We start from the raw sequence: 26,482 nt of genomic DNA on the forward strand, positions 1-26,482 counted from the left end.
TCCGTGTTCATCTGCGGGAACTGCGGTCAGATTAGCGAACAGGGGCGTGGCGGTGGCGGCGGAACCAGTGTGGAGCGTGGACCCCCGGACGGGGAAGCCGCGCGAGCGGGTCGCGGTGGAGGCCACGGCGGAGGAGGTCGACCGGGCCGTCCGGGCCGCGCACGGCACCCTCGGGGCCCTCGCCGACCGGACCGCACGGGCCGCCCTCCTCCGTACCGCCGCCGACCTCCTCGACGAGTCCCGCGACCACGTCGTGGCGGCGGCCGACGCCGAGACGGCCCTCGGGCCCGTCCGGCTCACCGGTGAACTCGCCCGCACCACGGCCCAGTTGAGGTCCTTCGCCGACGTCGTCGAGGAGGGCTCCTTCCTCGACGTCCGGATCGACCTGCCCGACCCCGGGGCCGTCCCGCCCCGGCCCGACCTGCGCCGCTGGAAGGTCCCGCTCGGCGTCGTCGCCGTCTACGCCGCGAGCAACTTCCCGCTGGCCTTCTCCGTCCCCGGCGGCGACACCGCCAGCGCCCTCGCGGCCGGCTGCCCCGTGGTGGTCAAGGGCCACCCCGGCCACCCGGCCACCTCCGAACTCTGCGCCTCCCTCCTGCGCCGGGCCGCCGTCAAGGCCGGCCTCCCCGAGGACGTCGTCGTCCTCGTCCACGGCTTCGACGCGGGCGTCGCGCTCGTACGCCACCCGCTCGTCGCGGCGGCCGGCTTCACCGGCTCCGTGCGCGGCGGCCGGGCGCTCTTCGACGCGGCCGCCGCCCGGCCCGTGCCGATCCCCTTCCACGGCGAACTCGGATCCCTCAACCCGGTCGTGATCACCCCCGCGGCCGCCGGGGAGCGGGCCGCCGCGATCGGCGCCGGGCTCGCCGGCTCCATGACCCTGGGCGCGGGCCAGTTCTGCACCAAGCCCGGCTTCGTCCTGGCCCCCCGGGGCGAGGCGGGCGACCGCTTCCTCGGCGCCCTCACCGCCGGCGTCGGCGACACCGGACCGTCCGTCATGCTCGACCACCGGATGCGGGACGCCTTCGTCGCCGGGGTCGCCGAGCGCGCCGCGCTCCCCGGGGTCGGCGCCCCCGTCACCCCGGGCGCGGCCGGCGCGCACGCCGTCGGCGCCGGCGTCCTCGCCGTCGACGCCGAACGGCTCCTCGCGGGCGGCCACCACCTCCTCCTGGAGGAGTGCTTCGGCCCGGTCACCGTCGTCGCCCGCTACACCACCCGCGAGGAGGCCACCGCCGTCCTCGGCCTGCTCCCGGGCAACCTCACGGCCACCCTGCACACCACCGGGGCGGCCGAGGACCCCGACGCGGCCCCGCTGCTCGCCGCCCTCACCCCGCTGGCCGGCCGTGTCCTCGTCAACGACTGGCCCACCGGCGTCGCCGTCGCCGCCGCCCAGCACCACGGCGGCCCCTACCCGGCCACCACCTCCACCTCCACCTCGGTCGGCGCGACCGCGATCGAACGCTGGCTCCGCCCGGTCACCTACCAGTCGACCCCCGACCACCTCCTCCCGCCGGAACTCCGCGACGGCAACCCGCTGGGGCTGCCGAGGCGCTGAACCCCGGGGCGGCCGGGACGCCAGGGCCCCGGAGCGTCCGGGGCGTCCGCTCTCAGGCGCTCCCCAGGACCACGAGCCGCCGCGTCGCCCGCGTCATCGCGACGTACCGGTCCACCGCCCCCGCGACGCCCCCGCCGAACGCCTCCGGGTCGACCAGGACGACCAGGTCGAACTCCAGGCCCTTCGCGAGCGACGGGGTCAGGGAGCGGACGCGGGGCCGCTCGCGGAACGCGGGGTCGCCGATGACGCAGGCGGTCCCCTCCGCGTGCTCCGCGAGCCAGGCGTCCAGGACCGCGTCCCGGTCCCCGACCGACCCGTACGCGACGGGGATCCCGGTCCTGCGGACGGACACCGGCACGTTGGCGTCGGGGAGCGCGGCCCTGACGACCGGCTCCGCCTCCGTCATGATCTCCTCCGGCGTCCGGTAGTTGATGCTCAGGGAGGCCACCTCGATCCGGTCGAGCCCGACCTGCTCCAGGCGCTCCCGCCACGACTCCGTGAAGCCGTGCCGGGCCTGGGCGCGGTCCCCGGCGATCGTGAAGCTCCGCGACGGGCAGCGCGCGAGCAGCATCCGCCACTCCGCGTCGGTCAGCTCCTGCGCCTCGTCCACGACGACGTGCGCGAACGGACCGGCGAGCAGGTCGGGTTCGGCGGCGGGCAGCGCGCCCTCGTCGATCAGGCTCTCCTGGAGGTCCCGCCCGCGCAGCATCCCCATGGCGCCCTCGCTCTCGTCGATCACCATGTTCTCCAGCAGGCTCGCGGTGACCTCGGCCCGGCGGGCGCGCTCGGCCGCGACGGCGGCCTCGCGCCGGCGCTCGCGCCGCGACGCCTCCGGGTCGCCCAGCCGCCGGCGGGCCGCGTCCAGGAGCGGCAGGTCGGACACCGTCCACGCGCGCGCGTCCGCACGCCCCAGCCTCCGCACCTCCTCCGGGCCGAGCCGGGGCGCGCACAGGCGCAGATAGGCGGGGACCGTCCACAGGTCCCCGACGAGGTCGGCCGCCTCGATCAGCGGCCACGCACCGTGCAGGGCGGCCGTCAGCTCCCGGTCCCGGCGCAGCGACGCCCGGAACTCCTCCTCCGGGACCTCCTCGGCGTGCTTCTCCCGCAGGATCTCGGCCAGTTCCTCCCAGATCTGCTCGCGCGCCTCGTTGTGCGGGGTCCCCGGCTCCGGCGCCTCGAACGCCCGCGCCCAGTCGCGGGCGGTCAGCCGGACCTCGTCCCACGGGGTCGTGACCGTCGTCCCCCCGTCCGGGGGCGTCTCGTAGAACCGGACGGCCGCCTCGACCGCCTCCACCATGTCCACCGAGGACTTCAGGGCGGCCGCCTCCGGGTCGGTCTCGGCCGCCGCCTCCGCCCCCTCGGCGACGAGGTCCCGCAGGACGCAGGTCCGCACCCCGTCCTCGCCGAGGCCGGGCAGGACGTCGGAGACGTAGTCCAGATAGGGCCGGTGCGGCCCGACGAACAGCACGCCGCCCCCGCGCCGCCCGAGGCGCGGGTCCGCGTGGAGGAGGTACGCGGAGCGGTGCAGGGCGACGACCGTCTTCCCCGTACCCGGGCCGCCGTCGACGACGAGCGCGCCCTTGGAACCCGCCCGGACGACGGCGTTCTGGTCGGCCTGGATGGTGCCGAGGACGTCGCGCATCCGGGGCGAGCGCTCGCCGCCCAGGCTCGCGACGAACGCCGACTGGTCGTCGAGCGCCGCGTGCCCTTCGAGGCCCTCGGCGGTGAACACCTCGTCCCAGTAGTCGGTGATCCGGCCGCCGGTCCAGCGGTACCGGCGCCGGCTGACGAGCCCCATCGGGTCGGCGTGGGTCGCCGCGAAGAACGGCTCGGCCGCCGGGGAGCGCCAGTCGACGAGGAGCCGGCGCCCGGCGCCGTCGGTGAGCCCGAGCCGCCCGACGTACACCGGCCCGGTGCCGTCCACCGCATCCGCCCCGTCCGCCGCGTCCGCCCCGACCATCCGGCCGAGGCACAGGTCGAGGCCGAAGCGGCGCAGGGTCCGCAGGCGTGCGGTCAGCCGGTGGATCTCGGCGTCCCGCTCCATCGCCTCGCGCCCGATGCCGCCGGGCGCCTTCCGCAGGGCGTCGAGCCGCCCGGACAGTTCGGCGACGGACCGCCCCAGGCTCTCCGCCACGGCGGCGAAGTGCCGCTCGTCGGCGGCGATCAGCGCCGGGTCGGCCTTGGCGGAGAGCCGCTCGGGAAGGTCGAACGCACGGGTCGCGGCGGTGGGGCCGAGGGGGGCGGGGGAAGAGCTGGGCACGTGGTGGGTCTCCCGTTTCGCAGTGTCCGACCTGGGTCTTCTTCGGTCAGGTCGGCGATTCTGCGGTACGGAGGGGGCCTTGCCGCAAGCCCCCCTGTGCGCTATACCTTGAGAGTGGCGAGAGGAGGGTCCGCTCCCGTACGCGCCACCCCCTCCGATCCGGCTTCAGGCCCGGCGGCGCGGCAGCCGCAGCGAGGCCAGCGCCGTGAGCCCCAGGAATCCGGCACTGATCAGCAGGCTCGTGCCCAGCGCCGACTCCACGGACCGGCCCGCCAGCGAACCGAAGACCGCGATCGCCAGTGCGCCCGCCGTCTGCCGGACCGCGTTCAGGAGCCCCGCCGCCGTCCCCGCCCGCTCCGCCGGAACGGCCTCCATCATCGCGGCGGTCAGCGGCGGCAGCGAGAAGCCCGCCCCGAGCGCCAGCGGCACCAGGAGCAGGGCCTGCACCGGCAGCGGGGTCCCCGCGTCCACGGCGAGCAGCCCGAGGAGTCCGGCCACCCCGACCACCTGGCCCACGACGATCGGCAGCCGCGCCCCGTACCGCGCCGCCACCTTCGCCGACAGCACGTTCACCCCGGCGAGCAGCCCCGTCATCGGCAGGAACATCAGCCCCGCGCCGAGCGCCGAGAGCCCGAGGACCTGCTGGAAGAAGAGGGCGAACACGAAGACCGTGCCGTAGAAGGCCACGCTGTTCGCCGCGCCCGCCGCCACCGTCACCGCCACCGTCGTGTCCCGGAAGAGCCCGAGCGGCACCACCGGATCGCGCCGCCGGGCCTCGACCGCCAGGAACGCGGCGAAGGCGGCCACCGCGACCCCCAGCGCCCACCACCCCTCCGTACCGCCCTCGATGGCGGCGAAGGTCAGCGCCCCGAGCGTTGCCGCCGCCGTCACCTGCCCCGGCAGGTCCAGCGGCGCGGGCCGGCGGGCCGAGCGTGCCACCCGGGCGAGCAGGACGAGCGCGGCGAGGCCGAGCGGCAGGTTGACGAAGAAGACGCCGCGCCAGCTCCAGGCCGTCGTCAGCGCCCCGCCCGCGACCGGGCCGAGCGCCACCGCGGCCGTCCCGCCCGCCGCCCACAGCGACACCGCGCGGGCCCGCCGCCCCGGATCCCCGTACGCCTCCCGTACGAGCGCGAGGGAGGCCGGCAGCATCACGGCCGCCGCCGCGCCCTGCACCGCCCGGGCCGCGAGCAGCGCCGGGAGGCCGGGGGCGAGACCGCAGGCGGCCGAGGCGAGCGTGAAGACGACGACCCCGGCGCCGTACGCCCGGCTCGCCCCGATCCGGTCCGCGAGCGCCCCGCTGGACAGCAGCAGCGCGGCGAGGGCCAGCGTGTACGAGTCGACCACCCACTGGAGGCCGGTCATGCCGGTCCGCAGGTCGGCGCCGACGGCGGGCAGGGCGACGTTGACGACCGAGGTGTCGAGGGTGATGAGGGCGAAACCGAGCATGGCGGCGGCGAGGGCCGGACGGGGGGAGGAAGGGGTCTTGGGGGCAGGCGGGGTCCCGGGCCCGGCAGGGGTTTCGGGCCCGGCAGGGGTCTCGGGAACAACAGGGGCTTCGGGAACAACAGGGGCTTCGCTGCGAACCGTTGAGGGCATGGACCCAGCTTCGTGACCTGCGGACCCGTACAGTAGTGGCCCGAATGCCATACGACCGGAGGTTCTGGCCATGCCGACCGCGTCCCGCGTCCGCCGCGTCGCCGTGATCGCCGCCCCGCCCGTCTCGATGTTCAACCTCGCCATTCCGGAGATGCTGTTCGGCAAGGTCGAGATCGACGGCGGACCGGGGTACGAGACGGTCATCTGCGCCCCCGACCCCGGGCCCGTCACCACCACCGGCGGCCTCGACCTGACGGTCCCGCGCGGGCTGGACGCGGTGGTCGGCGCCGACACGGTGATCCTCGCGGGCAGCGGCTCGTACACCGATCCCGATCCGCGCATCCTCGACGCGCTGCGCGGCGCCGCCGGCGCGGGCAAGCGGATCGCCTCCATCTGCACCGGCGCCTTCGCGCTCGCCGAGGCCGGGCTGCTCGACGGCCGTGCGGCCACGACGTACTGGGCGTACCGGCCGCTGCTCGCCGCCCGGCACCCGGCCGTCGACCTCCAGGACGACGTCCTCTACGTCCAGGACGGTCCCGTCCTCACCTCCTCCGGATACGCGGCGGGCATCGACCTCTGCCTGCACGTCATCCGCACCGACCACGGCGCCGCCGTCGCCAACACGGTCGCGCGGCTCGCCCTCGTCGCGCCCGTACGGCCCGGCGGCCAGGCCCAGTTCACCCAGACCCCGCTGCCGCCCGAGCGCGGGGTCTCCTTCGCCGACACGCGCGCGTGGGCGATGGAACACCTCGACGAGCCGCTCGGCCTCACCGACCTCGCCCGGCACGCGGGGGTCTCCGTCCGCACCCTCTCGCGCCGCTTCCACGCCGAGACCGGGGTCAGCCCGCTCCAGTGGCTGCTCCACCAGCGCGTCGAACGGGCGAAGGAACTCCTGGAGACCACCACCCTCCCCATGGACGCGCTGGCCCGCGCCTGCGGCCTCGGCACGGCGGACTCCCTGCGCGGCCACCTCCTGCGCCGCACCGGCCTCACCCCGAGCGCCTACCGCGCCACGTTCAGCCGTCTGACGCGGAGCGGGGCGGGGGGAGCGGCAGCATGAGTTTCGACATCTTCGTGTGCCGGTTCCAGAACGGCGAGTCGGCGCCCCTGGACATGAGCGCCGCGCGCGAGGTCCTCGCCCCCTACGTGGTGGCACGGGACCTCGGGGAGAACTTCCTGCAGGTGCGTACGGCGGAGAACGAGGAGGCGGGCGTGTACTTCTCCAGCCCGGACAACATCACCTTCAACCGCTTCGGAGGCGGCGGCATCATGGACCTCCTGGCCGCCCTGCTGCGCCGGCTGGACGCCGTGCTCATCGTCCCGGGCGGACCGACCGTGATCCGGCGGGACGAGGACCACGACCTCCTGCCCGCCGCCCTCAGGGACGAGTGGCCCGTCGTCGTGGCCCGCACCGGCGCGGAGATCGACCGGGCGATCCGGGCTTCCTGAAGGAACACGGCGCGACTGCCCTCGTGGTTGGGCTAGGTCGGGGAAGGAGGAGGTCCCGCCCACACATCACGGGGGAGACGCGTGGACGGGGCCGTTCAGAAGGTCAGGAAGGGTCCGGCCCTCCGTCCCAGATGATCGGCACATCGGGACACAGCCTCCGGGCTTCCGCCATGAAGGCATACGCACCCGACCCGCGCGCACCCTCCGCGATCCGCGCTCCGCGTTCCTCCGCGACGTCCAGGGCGAGCCTGTAGAGCGCCGCGAAGGTCTCGTCGGGGGTGAGCCTCCGCTGCTCGCTCACCACGTGCCCCGACCATCCGTGCGGACGCCGGTCCTTCCGTCGTGGTAGGAGGAAGCGCTGCCGCGATACGGGCGGTTGCACGGCTTCACGAGCCGCTGAATCGGCTCGCGTGCGGGAACGAACACGTTCCTACCTTCCGGGCGGGTACTCCTGCCAGTGCTCATGCTCGTCAACCCACCAGGCAACCGCGCATTCGAGACACCGGTACCGCCAACGGGGCAGTCTCGTGGTCGTGTCCGCCGCCTTGGAAAGGACGACTCCCGTCCCGGAACACTTGACGCACCGGACCGCGGGCTTCTGCGTGGTCTCCGACATGCCGGACAGGCTATCGGGGGTGCGTCCCCCCACCGGAATCCTGTGGAGGGACTCACTCCGGCCACTGCGGAGTTGACGCCCTCCTCCGTGCGCATCGCCTCCGCGCCGTCCGGACGGTCGAGGCGAACGCCCTTCTCACGACCAGGCAAGTCGGCCTTCGGTGAACCGGCAGACCGGGGAGTTCCCATCGGCGATCCTCGTCAGCGTCTCCGCCACGGAGTCGAAGTACCGGGCCATCGACTCGTACTCGCCCGTAACCGTGGGGTCACCCACAAACCATCTGCCGACGCGCCCGTCCCGCACGTCGACGAACTTTCCCGTCCAGCCGTCCTGGTCCGACAGGAACGGGATCCACTCGTTGCGCCAGAACGGATCGTCCGGCCGGTCCGGAGGGTCGAATCCACCGGACACGGAGCGGTTCGCGTAGAGCCTCTCCATCGCCCGGATGCCCAGGAAGAAGCTTCCCTCGTCGGGGAACCCGTCGAAGCCGCAGCATGCCACTTCGTCGTCGACGTCTTCCTCCGGCAGATCCAGACTGTTCCGCGACAGCCACGTCCGCAGGTCCCCGTGCAGGGAGATCCCCATCCGTTCCTCGGCCGCCGCGAGCATCTCCTCCGTAGCGGGCCCCGGCAGATCCGCGTGATCGGCCGGTGCGTGCTGCTGAAGAAGACCCATCACACGCGACCAGCTCTCAGCCACACTCATCGCCCTCTGTCCTCCCCACAGAGATGTCCCCGTCCGACTACGCCTCTGCGGAGAGGGGAAGTACCGACCGGAGAACCTTGCGGGGATGGTACTTCGAGCACACGTTCCCTCCCTCCCCGCGATCATCTTCCCCTCCCCGCGCTCGTCTTCCGCCCCGAAGCGCAGGGCCGGCCCCTCGGTGAGCCTTCTCGGAGCTGACGCCCCAGGGCGAGGACGGCTGCGGCGACGACCCGCCTCACACCGCTCCGGTACAGGGAATGAAACGGGCAGGTGGGAGCGTTCCCCTTGCGGAACACCCCGTCTTCACCCCCGTCACCCCCTCGGAGAGAAACCCATGCGCGTCGAGATCTGGAGCGACATCGCCTGCCCCTGGTGCTACATAGGAAAGGCGCGCTTCGAGAAGGGGCTCGCGGCCTTCGCGCACCGGGACGACGTCGAGGTGGTGCACCGGTCCTTCGAGCTCGACCCCGGTCGTGCCAAGGGCGACACGGCCCCCGTCCTGGAGATGCTGGCGAAGAAGTACGGCCGCACCCTCGACGAGGCCCGGGCCATGGAGGCGCACGTCGCCTCCAACGCGCAATCCGAGGGGCTCGGCTACCGCACCGAGGGCCGCGACCACGGCAACACCTTCGACATCCACCGGCTGCTCCACCTCGCCAAGGCGCGCGGCCGGCAGGGCGAGCTCCTGGACCTGGCCTACCGGGCCAACTTCGCCGAGGAGCGCTCCGTCTTCGACGCCGACACCCTGGTGGCGCTCGGCGTGGAGGCCGGCCTCGACGAGACCGAGGTCCGGGCCGTCCTAGCCGACGAGGCCGCCTACGCCGACGACGTACGCCAGGACGAGCGCGAGGCCGCCGAACTCGGCGCCAACGGCGTGCCGTTCTTCGTCCTCGACCGCCGCTACGGCGTCTCCGGCGGCCAGCCCGCCGAGGTCTTCACCCAGGCCCTCGAACAGGCCTGGCAGGGCCGCGCCCTCCAGCCGCTCGGCACCGGCGCGGACGCCGACGCCTGCGGCCCGGACGGCTGTGAGGTCCCCGGGGCCTGAGTCGGCCCCCCCGTTCCCCGGCTCGGATTTCGGCGTCCGCCGACTCCGGGCCGGGCCCCGTACCCCTGTTGACCTGCGGCGATAAGCCGTGCTTGGAAGGTCCCCCAGGTGGGGGCGCGATTGACGGGTGATCGTCGGGAATCCAGGGTGGGGGTCATGGATTCCCTCGACCAGCCTCTCGACCGGCCCCTCGGCGGCGCCGAGTTCGCGCCCAAGAAGACCTATCTCAACACCTCCACCTGCGGGCTCATGCCCCGCCGGACCGTCGAGGCCGTCACCCTCCTCGCCCAGGAGACCGCCGACGGGCGCCCCGGCGGGTCCGGGAGCTTCGAGATCGTCGACGAGGCCCGGGCGACCTTCGCCCGGCTCGTCGGGACCGCCCCCGAGCGCGTCGCCGTCGGCAGCTCGGTCGCCGTGCACTGCGGGATGATCGCCCAGTCGCTGCCCGCCGGGTCCGAGGTCCTCTTCCCCGAGGGCGACTTCTCCTCCGTCATCACCCCCTTCACGATCCGCGGCGACCTCAAGGTCCGCTTCGCGCCCCTGGAGCGGCTCGCCGGGGCCGTACGACCGGAGACCGCGCTCGTCGCCCTCTCCGCCGTGCAGTCGGCGGACGGCCGGACGGCCGACCTCGCGGCGGTGCGGGAGGCCGCGGCCGTCCACGGCGCCCGCACCCTCCTGGACGCCACCCAGGCGGCCGGCTGGCTGCCGCTGCGGGCGGGGGAGTGGGACTACACGGTCGCCGGCGGCTACAAGTACCTGCTCTGTCCGCGCGGCGCGTCCTTCCTCACCGTCACCGAGGAGGCGCAGGACTCGCTCCTGGCCATCCACGCCAACTGGGTCACCGGCGAGGACCGGTGGGCCAACAGCTACGGCCCGGTCCGCGAACTCGCCCGCTCCGCGCGCCGGTTCGACGAGCCGATGGCCTTCCTCTCGTACCACGGGGCGGCCCGTTCGCTCGCCCTCCTCGAAGAGGTCGGCATCGAGCGGATCGAGGTCCACAACAAGGGGCTCGCGGCCCGCTTCCGCGCCGGGCTCCGCTCCCTCGGGCACGCGCCGGTCGAGGACGACTCGACGGTCGTCGCCGTCCCGGGCCTCGGGGACCGCGCGGACGCCCTGGAGCGGGCCGGCGTCCTGCTCTCGGCCCGCGCGGGCAACCTGCGGGCCTCCTTCCACCTGTACAACACGACGGCGGACGTGGACCGCGCCCTGGACGTCCTGGGCGGCTGACGCGGGGGGCGCGGCGGTGAGGGGTGGAGGGGGTGGGACCCAGGGCCCTGCGTCAGGGGCCCGGCGCCCGGGCCCGCCCGTTTCAGCAGGCCCGCGCCCGGGCCCGCCCGTCTCCCGGGCCCGCCCGGCTCAGCAGGCCCGCCCGCCTCAGCAGGCCCCCGCCCCCGGCGCGCAGTCGACCGCCCCCTCCGTCTCCCCGCGCAGGTTCTCCGCGACGAGGCCGAGCAGCCGGGACAGCTCCGCCCCGTCGGTCGTGGAGAGCCCGTCGAGCGAGCACGCCTCCAGGTCCCGCCAGGCGTCCTCGACGCCCGCGCGCAGCGCCTGGCCCTTCTCCGTCGCCTCGACCAGGACCGCGCGCCGGTCCGCCGGGTCCGGGCCGCGCCGCACGTGCCCGGACTGTTCGAGCCGCTGGAGCATCTTCGTGACCGTCGACGGGTCCAGGCCCAGGGACTGGATCAGCTCCGACTGCCGGACCGGCCCGCAGTCCCACAGCCGCATCATCATCAGCTCCTGGCCCGGGTAGAGCCCGAGCTCCCGCAGCCGCCGCCCCATGGCGATCCGGTGCATCCGCGCGACCCGCGCCAGGGCGTGGTTGACGGGCCCGCAGCGCGTGGCGGCGAGCGGCGGCTCGGTACAGACGGGGTCGGTTCCGGACACGGGAGCTCCTCGGGACGTCATCACCCAAAGATTACCTTGGTCGGCCAAGGAATGGGTTACAGTGGCGTCCGGACCAGATACTTGGCCGACCACATAAGTCCGATACTTGGTCGACCACACACTTTGTGGGAAGGGACCGCCATGACCACCGCCTTCGACCCGATCGACCTCGCCGGCACCCGGCTCGCCAACCGCATCGCCATGGCCCCCATGACCCGCAGCCGGGCCGAGGGCGAGAGCCGCACCCCCACCGCGCTCGTCGCGGAGTACTACGCCCAGCGCGCCTCCACCGGCCTCATCATCACCGAAGGCGTCCAGCCCACCGCCATCGGCCAGGGCTACCCCGACACCCCCGGCCTGCACACCGCCGAGCAGATCGCCGCCTGGCGCGAGGTCACCGACGCCGTCCACGCGAAGGGCGGCCGGATCTTCGCCCAGCTCATGCACGCCGGCCGGATCAGCCACCCCCAGGTCCTCGGCGGCGGCCTCCACCCCGTCGGCCCCTCCGCCGTCGCCCCGGCCGGTCAGCTCTTCGCCGGCACCGGCCTCATCGACTTCCTCGCCCCGCGCGAGCTCACCGCCGACGAGATAGCGGAGACGATCGCCGGCTTCGCCACCGCCGCCCGCAACGCCGTCGAGGCCGGCTTCGACGGCGTCGAGATCCACGGCGCCAACGGCTACCTGATCCAGCAGTTCCTCGCCACCGGCTCCAACCACCGCACCGACGAGTGGGGCGGCCCGGTCGAGAACCGCATCCGCTTCGCCGTCGAGGTCGTCAAGGCCGTCGCCGCCGAGATCGGCCCCGAGCGCACCGGCCTGCGCATCTCCCCGGCCAACACCTACAACGACATCGCCGAGACCGACACCGACGCGATCTACCCGGCCCTCGTCGCCGCGATCGACCCGGTCGGCATCGCGTACCTGCACGTCACCGAGGCCACGCCCGAGGTCCGCGAGCTGACCCTCGCCCTGCGCAAGGCGTTCTCCGGCACCTTCGTCCTCAACCCGGCCACCGAGGGCCCGACCGGCCCCGACGCCCTCGCCCTGATCGAGGACGGCACCACCGACCTCGTCGCCTACGGCGCGCTCTTCATCGCCAACCCCGACCTGCCCGCCCGCCTGAAGGCCGGCGGCCCCTACAACACCCCGGACCCCGCCACCTTCTTCGGCGGCGACCACCGCGGCTATACGGACTACCCGGCGCTGTAACTCCCCCCGGGCGTACGTGGGAGGGGCGGGGTCCCGGCACCGGAACCCCGCCCCTCCCGCCGTACCGGAGCCCGTACGGGATCCCACGGACCACCTCGCCGTACCGGAGCCCGTACGGGATCCCGTACGGACCACCCCGCCGTACCGGAAGCCCGTACGGGCTACCGCCAGGCCTCCGTCACCGCCCGGCGCGCGCCCTCCAGGTCCACCGCGCGGCCCGTCTCGCCGAGCGCCGCGCCGAGCGCCGCGAGCGAGGACTGGACGGCGCCCGGGGTCGCGTCCACCCCGTAGTGGTTGACCCGGATCATCTCCCCGGACAGCGCCCCGCCGCCTGCGATCAGCGGCAGCGACGGATCGGCCGCGAGCGCCTTCGCCACCAGCTCGGCGGCGTTCACGCCCTCCGGCGTGCGCAGCGTCGTCGCCACCGGGGCCGCGTCCTTCGCCTCGTACACGTACGGCTCCAGGCCGCCGCCCAGCGCGAGCGCGCCCGCGCGGGTCGCGGCCGCCGCCGAGGCGTGCCGCGCCATCAGCGCGTCCAGGCCCTCCGCCTCGATCCGCTCCACACAGGCCTCCAGGGCCAGCATCTCCAACTGCGCCGGGGCGTGCAGCAGCGTCTTGCGGCCGCCGTCGATCCAGCGCTCCTTCCAGTCCAGGAGCGAGAGGTACGAGCGGCGCGGTGCGGCCGGGTTGGCGGCGAACCGCTCCCAGGCCCGCGCGCTCACCGACACCGCGGACACGCCCGCGGGGCCGCCCATCGCCTTCTGCGCGCCGATGATGCACATGTCCACGCCCCACGCGTCCGGCAGCACCGGCTCCGCGCCGATCGACGCCACCGCGTCCAGGTAGAACAGCGCGCCGTGGGTCCGGACGACCTCGCCGATCTCCGCGACCGGGTTGGTGTTGCCCGTCGCCGCCTCCGCGTGCACCAGGGACACGAAGTCGATCTCCGGGTGCTCGGCGAGCGCCCGCTCCACCTGCTCCGCCGTCACCGCCGCGTGGAAGGGCACCTCCAGGTCGACCACGGTCGCGCCGCAGTCCCGCAGCCAGTTCCCGAAGGTCTGCCCGTACGGGCCGGTGACCACGTTCAGCGCGGTCGAACCGGCCCGCGCCCCGCTCCGGATGCACCCTTCGAGCGGCAGCAGGGCCTCGCCCTGGGTGATCACCACGTCCTGCTCCGTGGAGAGCAGCGCGGCCACCCGCCGCTCGATCGACGCGAAGTGCGCGGCGGTCAGCGGGGCCAGGTCCAGGAGCGGGTGCGTCACGGTCACGGTGGTGCCTTCTCGGGTCGGCGGTACGGGCGTGGCCAGCGTACGCCCACCCCTCCCGCGGGCCCTCGTACAGTGCAGGCATGAGCGATCACGAGGTGTTGCACGTGCGGGGGCGGGTGCTCGTCGGCCCGGAGGACGTACGGGACGAACTCTGGTGCGTGGACGGGCGGATCACCTTCGAGCGGCCCCCGGGGGAGGCCCTGGCGGTGACGGGCTGGGTCCTGCCCGGCCTGGTCGACGCGCACTGCCACGTCGGCCTCGACCGGCACGGGCCCGTCGACGTGGACACCGCCGAGAAGCAGGCCCTCACCGACCGGGACGCCGGGACCCTGCTCATCAGGGACGCCGGTTCGCCCTCCGACACCCGCTGGATCGACGACCGCGAGGACCTTCCGAAGATCATCCGCGCGGGCCGGCACATCGCCCGCACCCGCCGCTACATCCGCAACTACGCCCACGAGATCGAGCCCGCCGACCTCGTCGCGTACGTCGGCCGGGAGGCCCGCCGGGGCGACGGCTGGGTCAAGCTCGTCGGCGACTGGATCGACCGCGAGGCCGGCGACCTCACCGCCTGCTGGCCGCGCCCCGAGGTCGGGGCGGCCATCGCGGAGGCGCACCGGCTCGGCGCCCGGGTCACCGCCCACTGCTTCGCCGAGGACTCCCTCCGCGACCTCGTCGAGGCGGGCATCGACTGTATCGAGCACGCCACCGGGCTCACCGAGGACACCATCCCGCTCTTCGCCGAGCGGGGCGTCGCCATCGTCCCGACCCTGGTCAACATCGCGACCTTCCCGCACCTCGCGGACGGCGGCCAGGAGAAGTTCCCCCGCTGGTCGGCCCACATGCGACGGCTGCACGAGCGGCGGTACGACACGGTCCGCGCGGCCTTCGACGCGGGCGTCCCGGTCTTCGTCGGCACCGACGCGGGCGGCTCCCTCGCCCACGGCCTGGTCGCGGAGGAGGTCGAGGAGCTGACCCGGGCCGGCATCCCGCCGATCGACGCCCTCTCGGCCACCACCTGGGGGGCCAGGGCCTGGCTGGGCCGTCCCGCCCTGGAGGAGGGCGCCCCCGCCGACCTCGTCGTCTACGGCGAGGACCCGCGCGCGGACGTCCGCGTCCTGGCGGCGCCGCGGCGAATCGTCGTCAACGGGCGGATCGTGGGCTGACGGACGGATCGTGGCCTACGGACGGATCGTGGCCTACGGACGGATCGTGGCCTACGGGCCGCGGACACGGGACACCCCCGAGAGACTTAGGTTAGGCTGACCTAAATTAATCCACGGTAACCGAGGGGGGATCACGGTGGGTCACGGCTGGCAGGGCGCCGTCCTCAAGCTGATGCGGGGCAAGGACTTCACGTTCACCGTGACGGGGGTCGAGCGGGTCACCGACGACTACCGCCGGGTGCGCTTCACGGACGGCGGGCTCCTCGCCGCCGCCGGGGTCCACCCGACGATGTGGGTCCGCGTCTGGTTCGACGACGGCGGCAAGCCGCACCAGCGCGCCTACACCCTCGTCGACCCGGACGCGGCGGCCGGCACCTTCGGTCTGGAGTTCGCCCTCCACGACGGGGTCGCGAGCCGCTGGGCACGGGACTGCTCCGTCGGCGACACCGTGGAGGCCACCCTCCAGGGCACCGGCTTCGAGGTCCCCGACCCGCTGCCCGGCCGGCTGCTCGTGGTCGGCGACACGGCCTCCCTGCCCGCGATCAACTCCCTGCTCGACGCCTTCCCCGGCCTCCCGGCCACCGTCTGGTTCGAGACGCAGCGCGCCTCCGACGACGCACTGCCGTTCCGCGTCGACCCCGAGCGGCACGACCTGCGCCGGGTGCCGCGCGAGAAGGGCGGTGCCGCACTGGTCGCCCGCGTGAAGGCCGAGCTGCCCGCGCTCGCCGACCCCGCCTCGTACGTCTGGATCGCCTGCGACACCTCGACCACCCGCGCCCTCGGCGGATACGCGCGCAAGGAGCTCGGGCTGCCCAAGGAGCGCGTCCACGCCCTCGGGTACTGGCGCGACAGTTGAACGCGCCGGGTTGACGGCCCGTTACCCCGACCCGGGACCGGTCGTTCTCACCCCCGCCCACCTCGCGCTCGCCGTTTCCTTCCGGGCCCCCGTCCGGCGCTTCGTGCGAAAGACGCGGGACGGGTGGGAACGGTTGTGGCGAAAAGAATCGAAAATGAACGCGGAAACCCCCCTTTGGGGTGAACTGGCTCCAGGTGACTGCCGGTTCACTCTCCGTGCGTAAAGATTCCGGTGTCCCAGGTCGCCGGGACCGCGCCGAACCACCGTCCCCGTGGTGAGCGGCCGGCGACGCCATGTCTCCTGTGGGGGTTCCACCACCTTGAACAGCAACACCTTCCGCATGCCCGTACGCCGTTCCGCGGCCGCCGCCACCGTCGCCGCCCTGGCCGTCGGCCCGGTGCTCCTCGCGGCCCCCGCGGCGCACGCCACGGGCGGCGAAGGGCGCGCCACCGCCGTCGTCCTGCGGACCGGCCTCGACGTCTCCCTCCTCGGCAAGACGGTGAACGTGCCGGTCCGCGCCTCCCTCAACGAGGTCCGGGCGCCGGAGAGCGAGAACGAGACCGCGCTCTCCGTGAAGGTGCAGGGGGCCGAGAACGGCGAGCCGGTCGACATCCTCAAGGCCGACGTCGCCACCTCCGAGGCCACCGTGGACGAGGAGAAGGCCGAGGGGCACGTCAACCTCGTCAAGGCGCGCGTGCACGTCCCCGGCCTGCCGCTGCTCTCCCTCGTCGAGGTCGAGAAGGTCACCTCCAGGGCGCTGTGCGAGGTGGGGAAGAAGCCGGTGGCCGAGTCCAACGTCCTCGGCCACGTGACCGTCCTCGGCAAGAAGACCACCCTGTCCGCGGGCGGCCGGACCCAGGTCACCGTGCCGGGCGTCGGCGAGGTCACCCTGGACCTCTCCCGCACCTCCACGACCTCCCGCACCGCCGCGGCGACCGCCCTCGAACTCAAGGTGAAGGTCAACCCGCTGGAGCTGGGCGTCGCCGAGGTCGACGGCACCGTGACCCTCGCCGAGGCGACCTGCGAGACGCCCGAGGGCACGGAGCCGACCGGGAAGCCCACGGAGAAGCCGACCGGGAAGCCGACCGAGCGGCCCTCGGAGCAGCCGACCCGGGAGCCCTCCGCCGAGCCGAGCGACGGCGGCGGCATCACCACCGACAATGGCGGCAGCACCCCGACCCAGAACCTCGCCGAGACCGGTGGCAGCTCCACCACCCCGTACATCGCGGGCGGGGCGCTCGCCCTCGTCGTGGCGGGCGGCGGCGCGCTCGCGCTGACCCGTTCGCGCGCGCGTTCGCGCGGCTGACGGCCCGAGGGGGAGGCGCCGGGGGGGGGAAGGAGAACGCCGGGGCCCGGGGAGGGCGGTGGTGACGACACCGCCCTCCCCGGGCCCCGGCCCGTTACCGGGAAACCCCGGCCGGGCCCCGGCCCGTGGAAGCCCGTTCGTGGAAGCCCGTTCGTGGAGGCCTGTCCGTAGACGTCGTCCGTAGACGTCGTCCGTAGACGTCCGTCCGTGGACGTCCGTCCGTAGACGTCCGTCCGTGACAGCCCGTCCGTGACAGCCCGTCCGAAGCGGGCGCCCCGTCTCAGCCGCCCATCAACAGCGCCTGGTCCAGGGCCTGGAGGAAGCGGTTCGTCGTCGCCCGGTCCCGGACCGCGAGCCGCAGCCAGTTCCGGTCGAGCCCCGGGAACGTGTCGCCCCGGCGGGCCGCGAAGCCCAGCGACCGCAACCGCTCCCGCACCGCGTCCGCCCCGTCGATCCGGACGAGCACGAACGGGCCCTCGGCCCCCGCCACCGTCCGCACCTCGTCGAACTCCGCGAGTCCCGCGAGCAGATGGGCCCGCTCCATCCCGATCCGGTGCGCCGCGTGCTCGGCCTCCGCGAGCGCCGCCCGCGACATGCAGGCCTCCGCCGCCACCAGGGCGGGCGTCGACACCGGCCACAGCGGCTGCGCCCGCTCGAGGTCCGCGATCGTCCCGGGCGCGGCGAGCACGTACCCGATCCGCAGCCCGGCCAGGCCCCAGGTCTTGGTGAGGCTCCGCAGCACCACGAGCCCCGGCACGTCCGTCCGCCCGGCGAGGGACTCCCGCTCGCCCGGCACCGCGTCCATGAAGGCCTCGTCCACCACCAGGGTCCGCCCCGGCCGGGCGAGCGCGGCGATCGAGGCGGCGGGGTGCAGCACGGAGGTCGGGTTCGTGGGGTTCCCGACCACCACCAGGTCCGCTTCCTCCGGGACCGCCGCCGGATCGAGGCGGAAGCCGTCCTCCTCGCGCAGCAGCACCCGCTCCACCTCGTGCCCGGCGTCGCGCAGCGCCGCCTCCGGCTCGGTGAACTGCGGGTGCACCACCACCGGCCGCCGCGCCGGCAGCGCCCGCGCGAGCAGTACGAAGGCCTCCGCCGCGCCGGCCGTGAGCAGCACCCGGCTCGGGGGCAGGTCGTGCCGCTCGGCGACCGCGGCCCGCGCGGCCCGGCCGTCGGGGTAGGCGGCGAGACCGGTCAGGGAGTCGGCGATGCGTCTGCGGAGCCAGTCCGGAGGGGTGTCCGACCGGACGTTGACCGCCAGGTCGATGAGCTTCTCGTCCCTGACCTCGGCGTCACCGTGGTGGCGAAGGTCGTGGGCGTCGGTATGCGTGTGCATGTCCATGGCCGCCGTCGTGTGGGGGGTGGGGATGGTGGGGGGTGAGCCAGGCTCGCCAGCGATGTACCCGTGTGACGGGGGCAACAACCGTACGCCCGGGGCGCCTTCGTGCGACCGAACCGGGACGGAAGCGGCGAGAGCGCACGTTGTGCGCCGGGTTTTCCGCTTCGGCACGAGCAGCACGACCCGCGCACGCGCCACGGACGCCTCCGCCCCGCCCCCGCCCGGGGCCGACCCGGTACCCGCCTCCGTGTCCGGGGCCGCGGTCGCCGCCAGCAACGCCCCCGCCTCCGCCACCGAGGCCGTGCCCGTCGCCGCCAGCGGCAGGGCCGACGGGTGCGGTACGGACACGGCCGCCAACTCCTCGGCCGCGAAACCCCGCACGGGCACGCCCAGCACCGCCGCGGCCCCGGCGATCCCCGGCTCCGCCGCCCGCGCGTCGAGCGTGGCCAGCGACCGGACGGCCGTACGGGGCAGCCCCGCCTCCCGCAGGACCGCGTCCACGAGGGCCAGCACCTCGTCCGCCGGGACGCCCGGCCGCGCGCCCACACCGAGGTGCGCGGACGCCTCCCGATCCGGTAGCAAGACCCCATGGCTGTGGTCGTCGCGCTCGGCGCGTTCCTCATGACGCTCTTCGGAGGATGGGTCGCCGGGCGCGTCACCGACCGGCGTCACCTCGTCCTCGGACTCGCCGGCGGGCTCATGCTCGGCGTCGTCGGACTCGACCTCCTGCCCGAGGCCCTGGAGGCCGCCGGGCACGAGGTCTTCGGCGTCCCGGAGGCCCTGCTGCTCTTCGTCGGCGGCTTCCTCTTCGCCCACGTCGTCGAGCGCCTGCTCGCCGTGCGTCAAGCGGCGCACGGGGTCGCGGCCGACGAGAGGGTCCCCCAGGTCGGCCTCACGGCCGCCGCCGCGATGGTCGGCCACAGCCTCATGGACGGCGTCGCGCTCGGCGCCGCCTTCCAGGTCGGCGGCGGCATGGGCGCCACCGTCGCCCTCGCCGTCATCACCCACGACTTCGCCGACGGCTTCAACACGTACACGATCACGAGCCTCTACGGGAACGCGCGCCGCAAGGCCCTCGCGATGCTCGTCGCGGACGCCGTCGCCCCGGTCCTCGGCGCCGCCTCCACCCTGCTGTTCACCCTTCCGGAGGAACTTCTCGGCGGCTATCTCGGCTTCTTCGGCGGCGCCCTGCTCTACCTCGCCGCCGCCGAGATCCTGCCGGAGGCCCACCACGACCACCCCGCCCGCTCCACCCTGCTGTGCACGGCGGCGGGCGTCGGCTTCATCTGGCTCGTGGTGGGGGCCTCCAACGGCTGACCTCACGCGCCCGGACCCTCCACGACCGGACCGCCCGCGACCGGACCGTCGATCGAACCCGCACCCGCGCACCGCTCCACGAACCGCGCCGCCGCCCCGGGCGCGCCCGCCCAGTGCGTGTGCACGTAACTGGCGTGCACCCCGCCCCGTACGAACCCCTCCACGCGACGCTCGGGCTGCCGCAGCCCCCACGCCGCCCGCTCCCCGGCGCCCGGCTCGATCACGGTCCGGTGGAACTCGTGCCCCCGCATCCGCGCCCCGGCCGGCGCGAGGACGCTGTCGCTGACGGCCACCGCGTCCCGGTACCCGAGCGTGAGCCGCTCCGACATGCGCGCGTCGGCGTCGAGCACCCCGCACATGGGCGTGCCGTCCAGGGACCGCGCCAGGTAGAGCAGCCCGGCGCACTCGGCCGCGATCGGCGCCCCCGAGGCGGCGAGCCCGGCCACGGCCTTCCGCAGCGGCTCGTTGGCGGACAGCTCGCCCCCGTACACCTCGGGGAAGCCGCCCCCGATCACGAGCCCGGAGGTCCCCTCGGGCAGCACCTCGTCCCGCAGCGGGTCGAAGGCGACGACCTCGGCACCGGCGGCGGTCAGGAGTTCGGTGTGCTCGGCGTACGAGAACGTGAACGCCGCCCCGCCGGCCACCGCGATCCGGGGCCGGCCCGCGACCGCGCGCCCCACGACCTCCGGCGACCACGCCTCCGCCGACAGCTCCGGCGCCGACCGCGCGAGCGCGAGCAGCGCCTCCATGTCGCACCCGGCCAGGACCTGTTCGGCCTGCGCCGCCACCGCCTCCACGGCGGCGGCCTGCCGCTCGGCCACCGGCACGAGCCCCAGGTGCCGCGACGGCGTCGCCACGGCGGGCGCCCGCCGCAGCACGCCGAGGACCGGCACCCCGGACTCCCCGAGCGCCTCCCGCAGCAGGTGCTCGTGCCGGTCGGTCGCGACCTTGTTGAGGATCACGCCCCCGATCCGCACCTCCGGGTCCCAGGACGCGAACCCGTGCACGAGCGCCGCCACCGACCGCGACTGCGAGGACGCGTCCACGACCAGGACCACCGGCGCCTTGAGCAGCTTCGCCACCTGCGCGGTTGACGCCAGCTCGCCCTGGTCGGCGGCCCCGTCGTACAGCCCCATGACCCCCTCGACCACGGCCAGGTCGCAGCCGCGCGACCCGTGCAGGAAGAGCGGCGCCACGAGCCCCGTGCCGCACATGTACGCGTCGAGGTTGCGCCCCGGGCGGCCCGTCGCGAGCGCGTGGTAGCCGGGGTCGATGTAGTCCGGGCCGACCTTGTGCGGGGAGACGGCCAGGCCGCGGCCCGCGAACGCGGCCATCAGGCCGGTCGCGACCGTGGTCTTGCCCGCGCCCGAGGAGGGCGCGGCGATGACGAGACGTGCTACCACTCGATGCCCCGCTGGCCCTTCTGACCGGCGTCCATCGGGTGCTTGACCTTGGACATGTCGGTGACGAGGTCCGCGAAGTCCACCAGCTCCCGGGGCGCGTTGCGGCCGGTGATGACGACGTGCTGCTGACCGGGCCGCCCCCGCAGCACCTCCACGACCTCGTTCACGTCGATCCAGCCCCAGTGCAGGAGGTAGGCGAACTCGTCGAGGACGTAGAACTTGTACCTCTCCTCCGCGAGGTCCCGCTTGACCTGCTCCCAGCCCTCGCGCGCCTTGTCCTCGTGCGACTGCTCGCCCTCGGCGACCTCGCGCTGGATCCAGGACCAGCCCTCGCCCATCTTGTTCCAGGTGACCGTGCCGCCCTTGCCGGTCTCGCCGAGCGCCTTGAGGGCGTTCTCCTCGCCGACCTTCCACTTGGCGGACTTCACGAACTGGAACACCCCGATCGGCCAGCCCTGGTTCCAGGCGCGCAGCGCCATGCCGAAGGCGGCGGTCGACTTCCCCTTGCCGACGCCCGTGTGCACCATCACCAGCGCGCGGTTGCGGCGCTGGCGGGTGGTCAGACCGTCGTCGGGAACGACGGTCGGCTGTCCCTGCGGCATTAAGCGGCCCTCCTGGATGCCTGTGCTGCGTGTCCTGCCTGTACGTCCCTGACGAGGCCGGCGATCGAGTCGGCGCGCAGCTCGTCCAGCGTCACGGCGGTGCCGCCGAGTTCACGCGCGAGCTGTCCCGCGAGCCCCAGCCGCACCGGGCCGGTCTCGCAGTCCACGACGACCGACGCCGTGCCCTCGGCGGCGTGCAGCCGCGCCGCGCGGGCGGCGAGCGCCACCGGGTCGCCGGCCGCGCGCCCCCCGGTCGCCCGCCCGTCGGTCACCACGACGAGCAGCGGGCGGCGCGAGGGGTCCCGCAGCCGCTCGACCCGCAGCACGTCGTGGGCCTTGAGCAGCCCGGCCGACAGGGGCGTGCGCCCGCCCGTCGGAAGCTGTTCGAGCCGGGCGGCGGCCGCGTCCACGGACGAGGTCGGCGGCAGCGCCACCTCGGCGTCCCGGCCCCGGAAGGTGACCAGGCCGACCTTGTCGCGCCGCTGGTAGGCGTCGAGGAGCAGCGAGAGCACCGCGCCCTTGACCGCGCTCATCCGCTGCCGGGCCGCCATCGAGCCCGAGGCGTCGACCGCGAAGAGCACGAGGTTGCCCTCGCGGCCCTCCCGGGTCGCCTGCCGCAGGTCGTCGCGCCGGACCACGAGCCCCGGTCCGGTCCGCCCGCGCGCCTTCTGGTGCGGGGCGGCGGCCTGCACGGTCGCCGCCAGGTGCAGCTTGGTCAGCGCGCCCCGGGGCCGGGTGGAGCCGGTCGTACGGCCGTGCTCGGTGCGGGCCCGGGAGCGGCGCCCGGCCGCGCCCTCGCCGAGACCGGGCACGCTGAGCACCCTCGTACGGAAGGGCTCGGCGGCCTTGACGGCGGCCCGCTCGCCGGAACCGGAACCGGCCTGCTGCGGGGCGGGTGCCCGCTCCCGCACGGGAGCCTCCTCCGGCGCCGGTACGTCCTCGGGCACCGGTACGTCCTCGGGCGCGGGCCCGTCGCCCTGCGGCGGGACGCCGCCGCCGTCCGGACCGCCCCCGCCGTCACCCGGGCCGCCGCCGTCCGGGCCGCCGTCCCCCGGGCCGTCCGGCTCCGGGTCGGGGTCCGGGTCCTCGCCCTTGAACCGCTCCAGGGTCTCGTCGAGCTTGTCCTCGTCGAGTCCGGGCGCGTCGAAGGGCGAGCGCCGGCGGCGGTGGGGGAGGGCCAGGAGCGCGGCCTGCCGCACGTCCTCGGAGGTCACCTCCGTCCGTCCGGCCCAGGCGGCGAGCGCGGTGGCCGTGCGGGCCATGACGATGTCGGCGCGCATGCCGTCCACCTCGAACGCGGCGCAGGTCGCGGCGATCTGGAGCAGGACGGCGTCCCCGAGGACCACCTGCGGGAGCAGGGCGCGGGCGGCGACGATCCGCTCGCGCAGCGCGCTCTCCTCGCCGGTCCAGCGCGCGGCGAACGCGGCCGGGTCGTCCTCGAAGGCGAGCCGCCGCCGCACGACCTCCACCCGCTGCTCGGGCTCGCGGGAGGCGGCGACCTCCACGGTGAGCCCGAACCGGTCGAGGAGCTGCGGCCGCAGCTCGCCCTCCTCGGGGTTCATGGTCCCGACGAGCAGGAACCGGGCCGCGTGCCGCACGGAGACGCCCTCGCGCTCGACGTAGGAGGAGCCCATGGCGGCGGCGTCGAGGAGGTGGTCGATCAGGTGGTCGCTCAGGAGGTTGACCTCGTCGACGTACAGGATGCCCCGGTGCGCGTCGGCGAGGAGCCCCGGCTCGAAGGCCTTCACGCCCTCCGCGAGGGCCTTCTCGATGTCGAGCGAGCCGACGAGCCGGTCCTCGGAGGCGCCGACGGGCAGTTCGACCATCCGCGCGGGCCGCTCGGCCCCCGGGCCCGCCTCGTGCGGCCCGTCCGGGCAGCCCGGGTCCGGCGCGGCCGGGTCGCAACTGAACCGGCAGCCCGCGACCACCGGCACGGCGGGCAGCAGCTCCGCGAGCGCCCGCACGGCGGTGGACTTGGCGGTGCCCTTCTCGCCCCGGACGAGCACGCCGCCCACGGCGGGGCTGACGGCGTTCAGGAGCAGCGCGAGCCGCAGGTCGTCCATGCCGACGACGGCGGTGAACGGGTACCGGGTGCTCATCGGGTGGTCTCTCCTTCGCATCGCTGATGTTCGAACAATGGCGTACGGCCGTCGGTGGCGGGCCCGTTCACGGCGCCCCCGGCGGTACGAACGGCAGCCCCGCCGGGGCGCCCTCCTCGATCAGCCGCAGCAGCGCGTCCGTGTCCGCGTGCTCCTCGATCAGGTCGCCCAGCCGGTCGAGCTGTTCCTCGCGCAGGGCGCCGAACGACGTGTCCGGGGCCGGGACGAACCGGCGTCCGGCCGCCGCCGCGACCTCCCGCAGGAACGCCCGCCGGAAGCCGTCGCCCTCCAGGGAGCCGTGCCAGTGGGTGCCCCACACGGAGCCGACCCGGCAGCCGTCCAAGAACGGCTCCCCCCCTTGTACGTCCGCGACGCCGTGGTGGATCTCGTACCCCTCGACCCGCTCGCCGAGCGCCTCGCCGACCGGCCGGGCCAGGGTCTTCTCGACCCCGAACCGCACCCGTACGGGAAGCAGTCCGAGCCCGTCGACCACACCGGCCCTGGACTCGACCTCGTCCTCGATCCGCTCGCCCAGGGCCTGGAAGCCGCCGCAGATGCCGAGCACCGGGCGGCCCTCGGCCGCGCGCCGGGCCAGGGCGTCCGCGAGGCCGCGCTCCCGCAGCCAGGCGAGCGCCTTCACCGTGCCGCGCGTCCCCGGTACGACCACCAGGTCCGCGTCGACCAGCTCCTCGGGCCGGTCCACGAACCGGACGACCACGCCCGGTTCGGCCGCCAGCGCGTCCACGTCCGTGAAGTTGGACATCAGGGGGACGGCGCACACGGCGACCCGCAGCACGTCCGCGCCGACCGGCGGCGCCACGACCGACTCCCGGACCGTGCCCCGCAGGGACACCCGCAGGCCGTCCTCCTCGTCGATGCCGAGCCCGTGCGCGTACGGCAGGACGCCGAAGGTCCGGCGCCCGGTCAGGCCGTACAGCATGTCGAGCCCGGGTTCGAGGAGGCTCACGTCGCCCCGGAACTTGTTCACGAGGTATCCGGCGACGAGCGACTGGTCCTCGGGGGACAGCAGCGCCGTCGTGCCGAAGAACTGGGCGAAGACCCCGCCCCGGTCGATGTCCCCGACCACCACCACGGGCAGTCGCGCGGCCCGCGCCACGCCCATGTTCACGATGTCGGTGCGCCGCAGGTTGATCTCGGCCGGGCTGCCGGCGCCCTCGCAGATCACCGCGTCGTACGTGCTCCGCAGCTCCTCCAGGCACGCCATGACCGGCTCGAACAGCTCCTTCTGCCTACCTCCGTGGTAGCCACGGGCACTCAGCTCACCGACCGGCCTGCCCATCAGGACGACCTGGCTGGAGCGGTCGCCGCCCGGCTTGAGCAGCACCGGGTTCATCAGCGCGGTCGGCTCGACCCGGGCGGCCTGCGCCTGCATGGCCTGGGCCCGGCCTATCTCGGCGCCCTCGCGCGTGACGAAGGAGTTGAGGGACATGTTCTGCCCCTTGAACGGCGCCACCTTCAGGCCCTTGCGGACCAGCCAGCGGCAGATCCCGGCCGTCACGACGCTCTTGCCCGCGTCGGACGTGGTCCCGGCGACCAGCAGCCCCCCGCCCCTCATGCGTTCCCCCGCTTTCCGTGCTTCCCGTGCCTCACGGCGTCGGCGATCAGACGGCCGCCCACACAGGCGGCCAGGGTCAGCGCGGTCACCCGGCGCGAGAGCGCCACCGCCCGTTCGACGTCCGCCACCTCGACGTCCCGCCCCTCCCCGTTCAGGACCGGCCGGTGCTCGACGCGCCCGCCGTACGAGAGGGTGCCCCCGAGCCGTACGCCCAACGCGCCCGCGAAGGAGGCCTCGACCGGGCCCGCGTTGGGGCTCGGGTGCTTCGACGCGTCCGCCCGCCAGGCCCGGACGGCCCCGCGCGGGTTCCCGCCGGCGACGGTCGCGAGCGCGGCCGTCAGGCGCGCGCCCGGCCAGCCGGCCAGGTCGTCGAGGCGGGCCGAGGCCCAGCCGAAGCGGCGGTGGCGGGGCGACTTGTGGCCGACCATCGCGTCCAGGGTGTTGACGGCCCGGAAGCCGACGAGCCCCGGCACGCCCGCGACCGCGCCCCAGAACAGGGCGCCGACCACGGCGTCCGAGGTGTTCTCGGCGACCGACTCGACGACCGCGCGGGCCATCGCGGGACCGTCCAGTGACTGCGGGTCGCGCCCGCACAGGTGGGGGAGCCGCTCCCGGGCCACCTCCAGGTCCCCGGCGGCCAGCGCCCCGCCGATCGCGCGGGCCTCCCGGCCCAGGGTCGTCCCGCCGACGACGGCCCACACGGAGGCGGCGGTCAGCGCGACGGCGGCGGCCGGACGGTTCCGCACGGCCCGGGCGGCGAGGGCGCCGAGGGCGACGGTGGAGCCGGCGCAGACGGCGGTGTGCAGGGCGCCCCAGCCGCGGTGGTCGTGGTGGAGGCGCTCCTCGACGGCGGCGGCGGTCCGGCCGAACGCGGCGACGGGATGGCCCCGGCGGGGATCGCCGAGGAGCAGGTCGACGGCGAGGCCCGCGGCCGCGCCGTACGCGAAGACACCGGTGGCTCTGGGGCGGCCGGGCATGGTGCTGTGTCCTCACTCAGGGTCCGCGCCCTGGATCGACGTGACCGGCGGCGAGAGTTCCTGACTCCCGGACCCTCGGATCCGGTCACAGTGGCGGGACCGCGCCGGATTCGCACCGGACTTCCTCTGCTGCCGCCGTAATGGCCTCGGCAGTCCACCACGCCCCGAGAACGGGCGTCAACCCAGCCTTGACCTGCGGCGGCGCACTGTGCGGAGCACCACAGGAAAGCGGCCGGGGGGGGGCGCCCCCCCCCGGGGGG

At 74.8% G+C, this 26,482-nt stretch carries 21 protein-coding genes and 1 riboswitch; of the genes, 10 read left to right on the forward strand and 11 right to left on the reverse strand.

The genetic code is table 11. The features are described 5' to 3' along the window. Positions 1-52 precede the first annotated feature (52 nt). Positions 53-1,552, forward strand: a complete 1,500-nt coding sequence (locus ACFYNX_RS10140) for an aldehyde dehydrogenase (NADP(+)) (protein WP_388659587.1) — start codon at positions 53-55, stop codon at positions 1,550-1,552. Between the two features lie 52 nt (positions 1,553-1,604). Here the strand turns inward: ACFYNX_RS10140 and helR are convergent, their stop codons facing one another. Both helR and ACFYNX_RS10150 read right to left on the reverse strand, forming a co-directional pair. After that, the gene (helR, locus tag ACFYNX_RS10145) at positions 1,605-3,812 is read right to left on the reverse strand and encodes an RNA polymerase recycling motor ATPase HelR (protein ID WP_388659590.1); all 2,208 of its coding nucleotides are present in this window, start codon (positions 3,810-3,812) and stop codon (positions 1,605-1,607) included. 165 nt (positions 3,813-3,977) lie between these two features. Beyond that, a complete protein-coding gene (locus ACFYNX_RS10150; RefSeq protein ID WP_388659593.1) occupies positions 3,978-5,408 on the reverse strand; it encodes an MFS transporter in 1,431 nt (476 codons plus the stop codon). 70 nt (positions 5,409-5,478) lie between these two features. On the opposite strand from ACFYNX_RS10150, the gene ACFYNX_RS10155 reads away from it, so the two are divergent. Together ACFYNX_RS10155 and ACFYNX_RS10160 are read left to right on the forward strand one after the other, a co-directional pair. Beyond that, positions 5,479-6,468, forward strand: a complete 990-nt coding sequence (locus ACFYNX_RS10155; RefSeq protein WP_388659596.1) for a GlxA family transcriptional regulator — start codon at positions 5,479-5,481, stop codon at positions 6,466-6,468. Next, on the forward strand, positions 6,465-6,857 hold the full coding sequence (locus ACFYNX_RS10160; protein ID WP_388659599.1) for a hypothetical protein: 393 nt from the start codon (positions 6,465-6,467) through the stop codon (positions 6,855-6,857). The genes ACFYNX_RS10155 and ACFYNX_RS10160 overlap by 4 nt, the downstream gene beginning before the upstream one ends. Before the next feature lie 751 nt (positions 6,858-7,608). Here the strand turns inward: ACFYNX_RS10160 and ACFYNX_RS10165 are convergent. Continuing rightward, positions 7,609-8,178 (reverse strand): SMI1/KNR4 family protein, encoded by a 570-nt coding sequence (locus ACFYNX_RS10165; protein WP_388659602.1) that lies wholly within the window; start codon positions 8,176-8,178, stop codon positions 7,609-7,611. 334 nt (positions 8,179-8,512) lie between these two features. Between ACFYNX_RS10165 and ACFYNX_RS10170 the strand changes: the two genes are divergently transcribed. Continuing rightward, entirely contained in the window at positions 8,513-9,223 is a 711-nt protein-coding gene (locus ACFYNX_RS10170; RefSeq protein ID WP_388659605.1) for a DsbA family oxidoreductase, read from the forward strand. A gap of 156 nt (positions 9,224-9,379) precedes the next feature. After that, complete coding sequence (locus tag ACFYNX_RS10175; protein WP_388659607.1) at positions 9,380-10,450, forward strand: aminotransferase class V-fold PLP-dependent enzyme; 1,071 nt, start codon at positions 9,380-9,382, stop codon at positions 10,448-10,450. A gap of 147 nt (positions 10,451-10,597) precedes the next feature. On the opposite strand, the gene ACFYNX_RS10180 is transcribed toward ACFYNX_RS10175, so the two are convergent. Beyond that, a complete protein-coding gene (locus ACFYNX_RS10180) occupies positions 10,598-11,107 on the reverse strand; it encodes a MarR family winged helix-turn-helix transcriptional regulator (protein ID WP_388659610.1) in 510 nt (169 codons plus the stop codon). Positions 11,108-11,248: 141 nt separating this feature from the next. On the opposite strand from ACFYNX_RS10180, the gene ACFYNX_RS10185 reads away from it, so the two are divergent. Next, entirely contained in the window at positions 11,249-12,316 is a 1,068-nt protein-coding gene (locus ACFYNX_RS10185) for an alkene reductase (RefSeq protein WP_388659613.1), read from the forward strand. 161 nt (positions 12,317-12,477) lie between these two features. Here the strand turns inward: ACFYNX_RS10185 and ACFYNX_RS10190 are convergent, their stop codons facing one another. Continuing rightward, positions 12,478-13,578, reverse strand: a complete 1,101-nt coding sequence (locus ACFYNX_RS10190; RefSeq protein ID WP_388659805.1) for a pyridoxal-phosphate-dependent aminotransferase family protein — start codon at positions 13,576-13,578, stop codon at positions 12,478-12,480. Positions 13,579-13,664: 86 nt separating this feature from the next. On the opposite strand from ACFYNX_RS10190, the gene ACFYNX_RS10195 reads away from it, so the two are divergent. From ACFYNX_RS10195 to ACFYNX_RS10205, 3 genes are all read left to right on the forward strand, one after another. After that, positions 13,665-14,750: an amidohydrolase family protein gene (locus tag ACFYNX_RS10195; RefSeq protein WP_388659616.1), complete on the forward strand. Its 1,086-nt coding sequence runs from the start codon at positions 13,665-13,667 to the stop codon at positions 14,748-14,750. 136 nt (positions 14,751-14,886) lie between these two features. Beyond that, positions 14,887-15,606 (forward strand): siderophore-interacting protein, encoded by a 720-nt coding sequence (locus ACFYNX_RS10200; RefSeq protein ID WP_388659618.1) that lies wholly within the window; start codon positions 14,887-14,889, stop codon positions 15,604-15,606. Between the two features lie 319 nt (positions 15,607-15,925). Then, positions 15,926-16,912 (forward strand): SCO1860 family LAETG-anchored protein, encoded by a 987-nt coding sequence (locus tag ACFYNX_RS10205; protein WP_388659621.1) that lies wholly within the window; start codon positions 15,926-15,928, stop codon positions 16,910-16,912. Between the two features lie 280 nt (positions 16,913-17,192). Here the strand turns inward: ACFYNX_RS10205 and cobC are convergent, their stop codons facing one another. Beyond that, complete coding sequence (gene cobC / locus ACFYNX_RS10210; RefSeq protein ID WP_388659807.1) at positions 17,193-18,761, reverse strand: Rv2231c family pyridoxal phosphate-dependent protein CobC; 1,569 nt, start codon at positions 18,759-18,761, stop codon at positions 17,193-17,195. A 75-nt stretch (positions 18,762-18,836) separates the two neighbouring features. Here cobC and ACFYNX_RS10215 point away from each other — a divergent pair, with 75 nt between their 5' ends. Continuing rightward, a complete protein-coding gene (locus ACFYNX_RS10215) occupies positions 18,837-19,565 on the forward strand; it encodes a ZIP family metal transporter (RefSeq protein WP_125667377.1) in 729 nt (242 codons plus the stop codon). Positions 19,566-19,567: 2 nt separating this feature from the next. Here ACFYNX_RS10215 and ACFYNX_RS10220 read toward each other — a convergent pair whose 3' ends face one another. The 5 genes from ACFYNX_RS10220 to ACFYNX_RS10240 all read right to left on the reverse strand — a co-directional run bounded on the left by ACFYNX_RS10220 (position 19,568) and on the right by ACFYNX_RS10240 (position 26,222). Next, positions 19,568-20,968 (reverse strand): cobyrinate a,c-diamide synthase, encoded by a 1,401-nt coding sequence (locus tag ACFYNX_RS10220; protein ID WP_388659624.1) that lies wholly within the window; start codon positions 20,966-20,968, stop codon positions 19,568-19,570. Continuing rightward, a complete protein-coding gene (gene cobO / locus ACFYNX_RS10225; RefSeq protein WP_125667376.1) occupies positions 20,962-21,570 on the reverse strand; it encodes a cob(I)yrinic acid a,c-diamide adenosyltransferase in 609 nt (202 codons plus the stop codon). Before cobO ends, ACFYNX_RS10220 begins: the two co-directional genes overlap by 7 nt. Next, positions 21,570-23,669 carry a putative cobaltochelatase gene (locus ACFYNX_RS10230; RefSeq protein WP_388659626.1) on the reverse strand — a complete coding sequence of 700 codons (2,100 nt, stop codon included), beginning with the start codon at positions 23,667-23,669 and terminating at the stop codon, positions 21,570-21,572. Before ACFYNX_RS10230 ends, cobO begins: the two co-directional genes overlap by 1 nt. Before the next feature lie 67 nt (positions 23,670-23,736). Further along, on the reverse strand, positions 23,737-25,245 hold the full coding sequence (locus tag ACFYNX_RS10235) for a cobyric acid synthase (protein WP_388659629.1): 1,509 nt from the start codon (positions 25,243-25,245) through the stop codon (positions 23,737-23,739). Next, positions 25,242-26,222 (reverse strand): cobalamin biosynthesis protein, encoded by a 981-nt coding sequence (locus tag ACFYNX_RS10240; RefSeq protein ID WP_388659632.1) that lies wholly within the window; start codon positions 26,220-26,222, stop codon positions 25,242-25,244. Before ACFYNX_RS10240 ends, ACFYNX_RS10235 begins: the two co-directional genes overlap by 4 nt. Positions 26,223-26,256: 34 nt before the next feature. Next, positions 26,257-26,388, reverse strand: a riboswitch (cobalamin riboswitch). Positions 26,389-26,482: the final 94 nt, after the last annotated feature.

Origin of the sequence: Streptomyces sp. NPDC007872 (genome assembly GCF_042868165.1) — a bacterium.
GTDB lineage: Bacteria > Actinomycetota > Actinomycetes > Streptomycetales > Streptomycetaceae > Streptomyces.